Source organism: Streptomyces sp. NPDC048331, assembly GCF_043201215.1.
Classification (GTDB): domain Bacteria; phylum Actinomycetota; class Actinomycetes; order Streptomycetales; family Streptomycetaceae; genus Streptomyces.
Genome location: NZ_JBICYT010000018.1, coordinates 160,693 through 170,547 on the forward strand (window position 1 = coordinate 160,693; position 9,855 = coordinate 170,547).

A 9,855-nucleotide genomic window follows, 5' to 3' on the forward strand; every position below is an offset into this window, starting at 1 on the left:
CATCTGGGTGGCTCAGGCGTCGCGCAGGGCGCGGACGGCCTCCTCGACGCGCTTGCCGTAGTCGGCGTCGGCGGCGTGGAAGTGAGCCAGGTTCTTCTCGATGACGTCTTCGAGGGTGACCTGGGAGAGGCCGCCGGCGATGTTCGCCACCAGACGCTGCTTCTCGGCCTCCGACATCAGGCGGTAGAGCTCACCGGCCTGGAAGAAGTCGTCGTCCTTGGTGTGGGCCGGGGCCTCGTGGGTGCCCGTGTAGCCGGAGACGGCCTTCGGGGCGCCCAGCGCCAGACCGGTCTCGGCCGGACCCTGGTACGAGTTGGGCTCGTAGTTCTTGTCGTGGCGCGAGCCGTTGCGCAGCGCCATGACACCGTCGCGACCGTAGTTGTCGGCGGTCGTCGCCTTCGGGGCGTTGACCGGCAGCAGGGTGTGGTTCACACCGAGGCGGTAGCGCTGGGCGTCGGCGTACGCGAACAGGCGGCCCTGGAGCATCTTGTCCGGCGAGGCGGTGATGCCCGGGACGAAGTTGTTCGGGGAGAAGGCGGACTGCTCGACCTCGGCGAAGACGTTGTCCGGGTTGCGGTCGAGGACCAGACGGCCCACGCGCTGCAGCGGGTAGTCGCTGTGCGGCCACACCTTGGTGAGGTCGAACGGGTTGAAGCGGTAGTCCGCGGCCTCGGCGGCGGGCATGATCTGCACGTAAAGGGTCCACGAGGGGTTCACACCGCGCTCGATGGCCTGCAGCAGGTCGGTCTGGTGCGAGTTCGCGTCCTTGCCGACGAGCTCGGCGGCCTGCTCGCCCGAGAGGCTGCGGATGCCCTGGTTCGTCTTGAAGTGGTACTTGACGAAGAAGGCCTCGCCCTGCTCGTTCGTCCACTGGTACGTGTGGGAGCCGTAGCCGTTCATGTGACGGTACGACGCCGGGATGCCGCGGTCACCCATGAGCCAGGTGATCTGGTGCGTCGCCTCGGGGGCGTGCGCCCAGAAGTCCCAGACGTTGTCCGGCTCCTGCTTGCCCGTGAACGGGTCGCGCTTCTGGGAGTGGATGAAGTCGGGGAACTTGATCGGGTCCTTGATGAAGAACACCGGGGTGTTGTTGCCGACGAGGTCGTAGTTACCCTCTTCGGTGTAGAACTTGAGCGCGAAGCCGCGCGGGTCGCGGACCGCGTCCGCGCCGCCGAGCGAGTCGGCGACGGTGGAGAACCGCAGGAAGGTCTGGGTCTTCTTGCCGACCGTGTTCAGGAAGGCGGCGCTGGTGTACGCGGTGACGTCGTCGGTCACCTCGAAGTAGCCGTACGCGGCCGAGCCGCGGGCGTGCACCACACGCTCCGGGATGCGCTCACGGTTGAAGCGGGCGAGCTTCTCCAGGAGCTGCTGGTCCTGGACCAGGAGCGGGCCACCGACGCCGGCGGTGGCGGAGTTCTGATTGTCGGCGACCGGGGCGCCGGACTCGGTCGTCAGCGTGCGCTTCGACATGGTGACCTTCCGTACGGGGTAACTGCTGACGGAAAGCGTCTTCCGTCATGCGGAACAGCCTAATTTCGGCACGAACTAAACGTCAACAGTTTGTTGAACGAAGTTGAAAGGTGAGTGGTGATCCGGACGGCGCCGGCACTTGGGCGCGACAGGACAGGTGTCAGCACCGGCGCCATCCGGAAACTCAGGTCCCCTTCGAGAGGGGAGGTGCTCAGATCTGAGCGCCGGAGAGGCGCTCGACCGCACGGAGCAGGGCGGAGTGGTCCAGGCCGCCGTCACCCTGGGCGCGCAGCGAGGCGACCAGCTGGGCGACGACCGCGCCGACCGGAAGGGCCGCACCGACGTTGCGGGCGGCGTCGGTGACGATGCCCATGTCCTTGTGGTGCAGGTCGATCCGGAAACCGGGCTTGAAGTCGCGGTTCAGGAAGTTGTCCTTCTTGCGGGTCAGGACCGTGGAGCCGGCCAGACCGCCGTTGAGGACGTCCAGGGCGGCGGTGAGGTTCACGCCCGACTTCTCGAGGAAGACGACGGCCTCGGCGCACGCCTGGATGTTCACCGCGACGATGAGCTGGTTGGCGGCCTTCACCGTCTGACCGGAGCCGTGCGGACCGCACAGGACGATGACCTTGCCGAGGGCCTCGAGGACCGGCAGGGCCTCGTCGAAGTCGGCCTGCTCGCCACCCACCATGATCGACAGGACGGCCTCGATGGCGCCGGCCTCGCCGCCGGACACCGGGGCGTCGATGACGCGGATGCCCTTGGCGGCGGCGTTCTTCGCGAGGTCGATCGAGGTCTGCGGGGTGATCGACGACATGTCGATGATCAGCGCACCGGACTTCGCGTTCTCCAGGATGCCGTTCTCACCGTAGGAGATGGCCTCGACCTGCGGGGAGGCGGGCACCATCGTGATGATGACGTCGGCGTCCGCCACGGCCTCGGCGATCGAGCCGGCCGCGGAGCCGCCGGCGGCGGCCAGACGGTCCAGCTTGTCCTGCTCCAGGGTGAAGCCGGTGACCGAGTAGCCGGCCTTCAGGAGGTTCTCGGCCATGGGGGAGCCCATGATTCCGAGACCGATCCAGGCAATCTTGGGGAGGTTGCTCATGATGAGGGTCCTTCTCTTAATGCTTTGTACGAAAAGCTCGTGAAGTGCCTGGCGGATCGCCCGGACTTTGTCCGTCTACTTCGCGGCGCGGGCCTCGGCCGGCAGCCATGCGAAGGAGGCGGCAGCGTCGGCGGCCTTGTACTCCAGGCCTACGTAGCCCGCGTATCCGGCCTTCTTCAGCTGGTCGAGCAGCTCCTCGAGGGGCAGCTCGCCGGTGCCGGGGGCACCGCGTCCGGGCTTGTCCGCGATCTGGACGTGCCCGGTCTTGGCGGCGTACTTTTCGATGACCTCGGAGAGGTCCTCATCGTTCATCGCCAGGTGGTACAGGTCGAGCAGGAACTTGGCGTTGCCGAGGCCGGTGGCCTCGTTCACCTTGTCCACGACCTCGATGCCGGCCGGCGCGCTCACCAGGGGGTAGAGCGGCGACTCGGGCTTGTTGAGGGTCTCGATCAGGAGGATCGCGCCGACCCGGTCCGCGGCCTGGGCCGCCACGACCAGGTTCTTCAGGGCGAGCTCGTCCTGGACGGACGGCTCCACGCCTTCGACGCGGTTGCCGTAGAGGGCGTTCAGCGCCTTGCAGCCCACCGAGGCGGCGAAGTCCGCGGCCACGTTGATGTTGGCGTTGAAGCGCTCCGACTCCTCACCGGGTACCGAGACCGCGCCGCGGTCCGGGCCCGGCAGTTGGCCGGCGTAGAAGTTCAGGCCCACCAGCTGGGTGCCGGCGTCCTCAAGAGCCTTCTTGAGGGCGTCGAGCTCCGACTGTGCGGGGGTGGGGGTCTCGATCCAGGGCCACCACAGCTCGACCGCCGTGAAGCCCGCTGCGGCGGCAGCCGCGGGACGCTCCAAGAGCGGGAGTTCCGTGAAGAGGATCGACAGGTTCACATCGAAGCGCTGGTCCGTGTATCCCATGAGGGGTGTGCGCTCCTTCCGTATTGCGGAAGTTATTTTCTGTCTGATGGAAGATTGCATGGGGTTCCGCGTGGATGTCAAGTGCGGACTCCCGGAAAATCGTGACCGCGGGGTAGCTTGACGGCGTGCGATTGAGAGTGGAGTTCACGACCGAGCCCTTCGATCTGGAAGAGGCTCCTGCCCATGCCGTGGCGGCCCGCGAGGTCATCCAGAAGGCCCAGCTGGACGCGGTGGACGTCGGTCCGTTCGGCAATACCGCCGAGGGTGAGGCCGACCGGGTGCTGGCCGCGGTGGGGGCGCTGCTGCGCGACTCCCTGGAGGCCGGCGCCACGCGTGTCTCGCTCCAGGTCAATGTGATCGGGGAGGAGGTGTCATGACCGAGCCCCGCGACCATCCCTTCGTCACCGCGGTCAAGCCGCTGGTGGACGCCATGGGCGGCGAGCTGATGGATCCGGCCCTGGCGCAGCCCGACGACGTCGTGCTCGCCTGGGAGGGGCAGGACCTGCTGGCCGTGCGCCTGCCGCAACTCTCGGACTCGCTGGATCACATCCTGGCGGCCCTGGAGCGCCGGTACGGCGTACCGTTGGCCCAGCTGGACCGGAAGTCCAAGCAGGACGTCGTGCGGATACTGGAGGCGCGGGGCGCCTTCTCCGTGCGGCATGGCGTGGAAACGGTCGCGGGCGCCCTGGGCGTCAGCCGCTTCACCGTCTACAACTACCTGAACCGGGATGCGAACGCCCCGAAGGGCACCGGTAAGAGCAGCCAGGAGTGAACATATCCTGACTCACGGTGACGAGCCGCCGCCCAATTCACCCGGGCGGCGGCTTTTGTGTACGGGAAGTTTCAACAAAGTGTTGACGCCGTGTTGTCGAGGGCGTTAGCTATGCGCAGCCCGTCAAAGCAACAACAGGCCACGGAGGCCTACCGTGACTTCGAGTCCGACCCCGGGTCTCACCCGGTTCAACACCTTGGACGACAGCGCGGCCACGGCCGAGCTGCACGAGGTGTGCGCCAGTTCGGCGTGGGGCAGCAAGATGCTCGCCCAGCGCCCCTTCACCACCGCAGAGTCCCTGTTCGCCGCGAACGAGGCCGCCATGGCGGAGCTCACCGCGGACGACCTGGGCGAGGCGATGGGAGGCCACGCGCCGATCGGCCGGCCGAAGCCGGGAGACCCGACCTCCGCCCGCGAGCAGCGCGGCATGGCCGGTGCCTCGGAGGAGCTCAAGAGCGAGCTCCTCGAACTGAACCTGGCCTACCAGGACAAGTTCGGCCACGTCTTCCTCATCTGTGCCACCGGTGCGACCGGTGAGTTCATGCGCGACGCGGTCAAGGTCCGGATCGACAACTCGCCGGAGCAGGAGCGGGAGATCGCCCGCGGCGAGCTCGTCAAGATCAACAAGATCCGCCTCACCCGTCTCGTCGAACTCGCAGAAGGAGCGTGACCATGAGCACCGAGACCACCGCGTCGGTGTCCACGCACATCCTGGACACCAGCATCGGCAAGCCCGCCGAGGGCGTCGCCATCTCCCTGTCGGCCCGCACGGGCCTCGACGGCGAGTGGGCGGCCCTGGGCGGCTCCGCCACCGACGCGGACGGACGCTGCAAGGACCTGCCCGCCCTGCCGGAGGGCACCACACACGTGCGTCTCGACTTCGAGACCGAGACGTACTTCTCCAAGAAGCAAGCCGCCGAGGCACAGCAGGACGCCCCCCGCGTAAGGGACAGCGGTCCGTTCTTCCCCGAGGTCACCATCACCTTCGCGGTGAACCCGGGCGAGCACTACCACGTACCGCTGCTGCTCAACCCGTTCGGCTACTCCGTTTACCGAGGGAGCTAGCATGGCCACCATTCTGGGCCAGAACCAGTACGGCAAAGCAGAGAACCGCGTAGTCAAGATCACGCGGGACGGCGACACCCACCACATCAAGGACCTGAACGTCTCGGTCGCCCTCTCCGGCGACATGGACGACGTCCACTACAACGGCTCGAACGCCAACTGCCTTCCGACGGACACCACCAAGAACACGGTGTACGCGTTCGCCAAGGAGTACGGCATCGAGTCGGCCGAGCAGTTCGGCATCCACCTGGCGCGCTGGTTCGTCACCAGCCAGGAGCCGATCAAGCGGGCGCGCATCCGGATCGAGGAGTACGCCTGGGACCGGATCGCCACCTCGGACGCCAACTCCAAGTTCATCGGCTCCGACGAGGTGAACCACTCCTTCGTCCGCCAGGGCATGGAGACCCGCGTCACCCAGATCACGTACGACGGCACGAACTGGGAGGTCATCTCCGGCCTCAAGGACCTCGTCGTCATGAACTCCACGAACTCCGAGTTCTGGGGTTACGTGAAGGACAAGTACACGACGCTGAAGGAGGCCTACGACCGCATCCTGGCCACCCAGGTGTCGGCCCGCTGGCGCTTCAACTGGTCGGACGACGAGCAGCGGATGCCCAACTGGGAGAAGTCCTACGCCGAGGTCCGCAAGCACATGCTGCAGGCCTTCGCGGAGACCTACTCCCTGTCGCTGCAGCAGACCCTGTACCAGATGGGTTCGCGCATCATCAACCACCGTTCGGAGATCGACGAGGTCCGCTTCTCGCTCCCGAACAAGCACCACTTCCTCGTCGACCTGGAGCCCTTCGGCCTCAAGAACGACAACGAGGTGTACTTCGCCGCGGACCGTCCCTACGGTCTGATCGAGGCGACCGTGCTCCGGGACGGGGTCGACGCCCGTATCCCCGTGGACATGACCAACCTCTGACGCGGCCGGCGCGTCCCGGGGCCCCGCAGTGGCCCCGGGACCGCGCGACACCCGCAAGCTTCCTGAATCGGCACCCGGACGTATCACACGGGGCGGCAGTACTGTCAGCTGTCAAGGCCCCCGGCTCCGGAACTCAAATCTCCAGGGCCTTGCCGTGCCCGTACCGCCACTGAAAGCACGAGGAAGTCCCATGGCAGCATCGGCAGCCCATGACAGCGCGGTCGAGCGCACCGTCATCGAAAACTGTGCGATCGCGACGGTCGACGCGGACGACACCGAGTACGCCTCGGGCCATGTCGTCATCGCCGGCAACAGGATCGAGTTCATCGGTGCGGGCAAGGCCCCCGAGAACCTCGACAACGTCGTTCGCCGTATCGACGGCACCGGGCACCTCGTGACCCCCGGTCTGGTCAACACGCACCACCACTTCTACCAGTGGATCACGCGCGGTCTGGCCACCGACCACAACCTCTTCAACTGGCTCGTCGCGCTGTACCCGACGTGGGCGCGCATCGACGAGCAGATGACGTACACGGCCGCGCAGGGCTCCCTCGCCGCGATGGCCAAGGGTGGTGTGACCACCGCGATGGACCACCACTACGTCTTCCCCAAGGGCTCCGGCGACCTCTCCGGCTCGATCATCCGCGCCGCGTCCGAGATGGGCGTCCGCTTCACCCTCGCCCGCGGCTCGATGGACCGCAGCGAGAAGGACGGCGGCCTGCCGCCGGACCACGCCGTGGAGACCCTCGAAGGCGCGCTCGCCGACACCGAGGCGACCGTCAAGAAGTTCCACGACGCCTCCTTCGACTCGATGACCCAGGTCGCGGTCGCCCCGTGCTCCCCCTTCTCGGTCTCCACCGAGCTGCTCAAGCAGGGCGCCGAGCTGGCCCGCCGCCTCGGTGTGCGCATGCACACGCACGGCAGCGAGACGGTCGAGGAGGAGAAGTTCTGCCACGAGCTCTTCGGCATGGGCCCCACCGACTACTTCGAGTCGACCGGCTGGCTCGGCGAGGACGTGTGGATGGCGCACAGCGTCCACATGAACGACTCCGACATCGCCGCGTTCGCCCGTACCCGGACCGGTGTCGCGCACTGCCCGTCCTCGAACGCCCGTCTGGCCGCCGGCATCGCCCGCGTCCCGGACATGCTGGCCGCCGGCGTACCGGTCGGCCTCGGCGTGGACGGCACCGCCTCCAACGAGTCCGGTGAGCTGCACACCGAGCTGCGCAACGCGCTGCTGATCAACCGCCTGAACCCGGTCCACCGCGAGCGCGCCCTGAACGCGCGCCAGGCCCTGCGCCTCGGTACCTACGGTGGCGCCCAGGTCCTCGGCCGTGCCGACAACATCGGTTCGCTGGAGGTCGGCAAGTGTGCCGACCTGGTGCTGTGGAACCTGAACACCTTCCTGCACTCCTCGATCGCCGACCCGGTCATCGCGCTGGTCTTCGGTGCGGCGGCCCCGGTCACCGCGTCGTTCGTGAACGGCAAGCAGATCGTCGAGAACAACCGACTCCTCTTCGCCGACGAGGACGCCATCGCCGTGTCCACGCGGGCAGAGGCCCAGCGCCTCGCGCGGATCTCCGCGCAGGGCTGATCCCACGGAGTCCGGCCGGGGGGGACGGCCCCCGGCCGGCGGCCGCGGACCCGAGCGGGGTCCGTGGGCAGCCGTTCCCGGGTAGCGCCTGAGGAGATCCGAAGGCGCCCCGGGAGCGGTGACTCGTTGCCATCCGCCCCGCGGCGCGCGTCTCGCGCCCTTGCCGCGGCACCTCCAGCTCACGATCCGGTCCGGCACGTGCCGGGGGTCCTGAGCCGCACCACAGCGCGGAACCGACGATCGGGCGACTCGTTTCCGCACCCCTTGGGACAAGTATTCGCACCACCACAACCGCATACAGGCTCGACTCGCACCTCTTCCGCACCACCTCCAAGACACCACGTCCCTGCCGGCGTGTTCAACCGAACGGAGGAAGCCGTGGCCCAGGCGCCCAGGTTTCGCAAAGACGCAGTCGCAGTACCGGGGGAACCGGGAGGACCGGGGGCACCAGGGGAACCGGAGCTGAAGCATCCGGTCGATGAGACCCTGCCTCCGCTGAAGATGTTCACGAGCGGCCTGCAGCACGTGGCCGCCATGTACGCGGGTGTCGTGGCCCCACCCATGATCGTCGGCCCGGCCGTCGGACTCTCCGCGACCGAGACCGCCTTCCTGATGGGCGCCTCGCTCTTCACCGCCGGCCTCGCCACCCTCCTCCAGACCCTCGGATTCTGGAAGATCGGCGCCAAACTCCCGTTCGTCAACGGCGTTTCCTTCGCCGGTGTGACCCCGATGATCGCGATCGGCAAGGGGGAGGGGGAGAACGCCCTTCCCATCATCTTCGGCGCGATCATCGTCGCCGGGGTCGTCGGCTTTTTCGCCGCCCCCTACTTCGGCAAGCTCGTCCGCTTCTTCCCACCGGTCGTGACGGGTACGGTCATCACCCTCATCGGCGTCTCGCTGCTGCCCGTCGCCTTCAACTGGTCACAGGGCGGGAACCGCACCGCCACCGACTACGGCTCCATGCGCAACATCGGCATGGCCGCCGTCACCTTGGTGATCGTCCTGCTGATGCGCAAGTTCCTGCGCGGCTTCCTCCAGCAGATATCCATCCTGCTCGGCCTGGTCGCCGGCACCCTCATCGCCCTCCCGCTGGGCATGACCAGCTTCGACGCCGTCCGGAACGCCTCGTTGGTCGGCTTCCCGACCCCCTTCCACTTCGGCGCCCCGCAGTTCCAGGTCGCGGCCGTCCTCTCGATGTGCATCGTCATGCTGGTCTGCATGACCGAGTCCACCGCCGACATCCTGGCCCTGGGCAAGATCGTCGGACGGCCGGCGGACGCCAGGACGATCGAGGGCGGCCTGCGCGCCGACACCCTCGGCAGCGCGATCAGCCCGCTGTTCAGCGGTTTCATGTGCAGCGCCTTCGCCCAGAACATCGGCCTGGTCGCCATGACCAAGGTGCGCAGCCGCTTCGTCGTCGCCGCGGGCGGCGGGATCCTGATCCTGCTGGGTCTGTGTCCGATGGCGGCTTCCGTCATCGGCGTGGTCCCGCTGCCGGTGCTCGGCGGCGCCGGCATCGTCCTCTTCGGCTCGGTCGCCGCCAGCGGCATCCAGACCCTGGCCGGGGCGGCCATGGAGAAGGGCGAGAACGCCCTGATCGTCGCCGCCGCCGTGGGCATCGGCCTGATCCCGATCGCCGCGCCGGACTTCTACCACGCCTTCCCGAAGGACCTGCTGGTCGTCCTCGACTCCGGCATCAGCACCGGGTGCGTGGTGGCGATCCTGCTGAACCTGGCCTTCAACCACCTCGGTGCCAGGAGGGACGCGGCCTCGGGGGCCGCGGCGGACCCGGTACCGGTGCACTGAGGCGCGGCCACCCGCCCGGTCCGTCCGGGCAGCACGGCGGGGGGGGGGGGGGGCCCCGGCGGGGGGGGGGGGGGCCGGCCCGGGGGGGGGGGGGGGGGGGGGGGGGGGGGGGGGGGGGGGGGGCGCGCCCCCCGGGGGGGGGGCCCCCCCCCCCCCGGGGGGGGTGGGGGGGGTAGCGGCGGCCCCGCCCGCGGCCGCCCGCCGCCTCGGAC

10 protein-coding genes are annotated in these 9,855 nt (G+C 68.3%); 7 read left to right on the forward strand and 3 right to left on the reverse strand.

Going from position 1 to position 9,855, the window contains the following annotated elements:
* Nucleotides 1–12 precede the first annotated feature (12 nt).
* The 3 genes from ACGFYY_RS25055 to ACGFYY_RS25065 all read right to left on the reverse strand — a co-directional run bounded on the left by ACGFYY_RS25055 (nucleotide 13) and on the right by ACGFYY_RS25065 (nucleotide 3,481).
* Nucleotides 13–1,470, reverse strand: coding sequence for a catalase (locus tag ACGFYY_RS25055; RefSeq protein ID WP_365277474.1), 1,458 nt, complete (start codon nucleotides 1,468–1,470; stop codon nucleotides 13–15).
* Between the two features lie 211 nt (nucleotides 1,471–1,681).
* A complete protein-coding gene (locus ACGFYY_RS25060; RefSeq protein ID WP_365277471.1) occupies nucleotides 1,682–2,572 on the reverse strand; it encodes a 2-hydroxy-3-oxopropionate reductase in 891 nt (296 codons plus the stop codon).
* 75 nt (nucleotides 2,573–2,647) lie between these two features.
* Complete coding sequence (locus tag ACGFYY_RS25065; RefSeq protein WP_393712549.1) at nucleotides 2,648–3,481, reverse strand: TIM barrel protein; 834 nt, start codon at nucleotides 3,479–3,481, stop codon at nucleotides 2,648–2,650.
* 125 nt (nucleotides 3,482–3,606) lie between these two features.
* On the opposite strand from ACGFYY_RS25065, the gene ACGFYY_RS25070 reads away from it, so the two are divergent.
* From ACGFYY_RS25070 to ACGFYY_RS25100, 7 genes are all read left to right on the forward strand, one after another.
* The gene (locus ACGFYY_RS25070; RefSeq protein ID WP_150260218.1) at nucleotides 3,607–3,858 is read left to right on the forward strand and encodes a thiamine-binding protein; all 252 of its coding nucleotides are present in this window, start codon (nucleotides 3,607–3,609) and stop codon (nucleotides 3,856–3,858) included.
* Nucleotides 3,855–4,253, forward strand: a complete 399-nt coding sequence (locus tag ACGFYY_RS25075; protein WP_266377658.1) for a helix-turn-helix domain-containing protein — start codon at nucleotides 3,855–3,857, stop codon at nucleotides 4,251–4,253. The genes ACGFYY_RS25070 and ACGFYY_RS25075 overlap by 4 nt, the downstream gene beginning before the upstream one ends.
* 154 nt (nucleotides 4,254–4,407) lie before the next feature.
* On the forward strand, nucleotides 4,408–4,923 hold the full coding sequence (uraD, locus tag ACGFYY_RS25080) for a 2-oxo-4-hydroxy-4-carboxy-5-ureidoimidazoline decarboxylase (protein ID WP_365277467.1): 516 nt from the start codon (nucleotides 4,408–4,410) through the stop codon (nucleotides 4,921–4,923).
* Nucleotides 4,924–4,925: 2 nt separating this feature from the next.
* Nucleotides 4,926–5,318, forward strand: coding sequence for a hydroxyisourate hydrolase (uraH, locus tag ACGFYY_RS25085; RefSeq protein ID WP_030765369.1), 393 nt, complete (start codon nucleotides 4,926–4,928; stop codon nucleotides 5,316–5,318).
* Nucleotide 5,319: 1 nt separating this feature from the next.
* Nucleotides 5,320–6,243: a factor-independent urate hydroxylase gene (gene pucL / locus ACGFYY_RS25090; RefSeq protein WP_365277464.1), complete on the forward strand. Its 924-nt coding sequence runs from the start codon at nucleotides 5,320–5,322 to the stop codon at nucleotides 6,241–6,243.
* A 190-nt stretch (nucleotides 6,244–6,433) separates the two neighbouring features.
* Nucleotides 6,434–7,837 carry an 8-oxoguanine deaminase gene (locus tag ACGFYY_RS25095; protein WP_393712554.1) on the forward strand — a complete coding sequence of 468 codons (1,404 nt, stop codon included), beginning with the start codon at nucleotides 6,434–6,436 and terminating at the stop codon, nucleotides 7,835–7,837.
* A gap of 378 nt (nucleotides 7,838–8,215) precedes the next feature.
* Complete coding sequence (locus tag ACGFYY_RS25100; RefSeq protein WP_393712562.1) at nucleotides 8,216–9,643, forward strand: nucleobase:cation symporter-2 family protein; 1,428 nt, start codon at nucleotides 8,216–8,218, stop codon at nucleotides 9,641–9,643.
* Nucleotides 9,644–9,855: the final 212 nt, after the last annotated feature.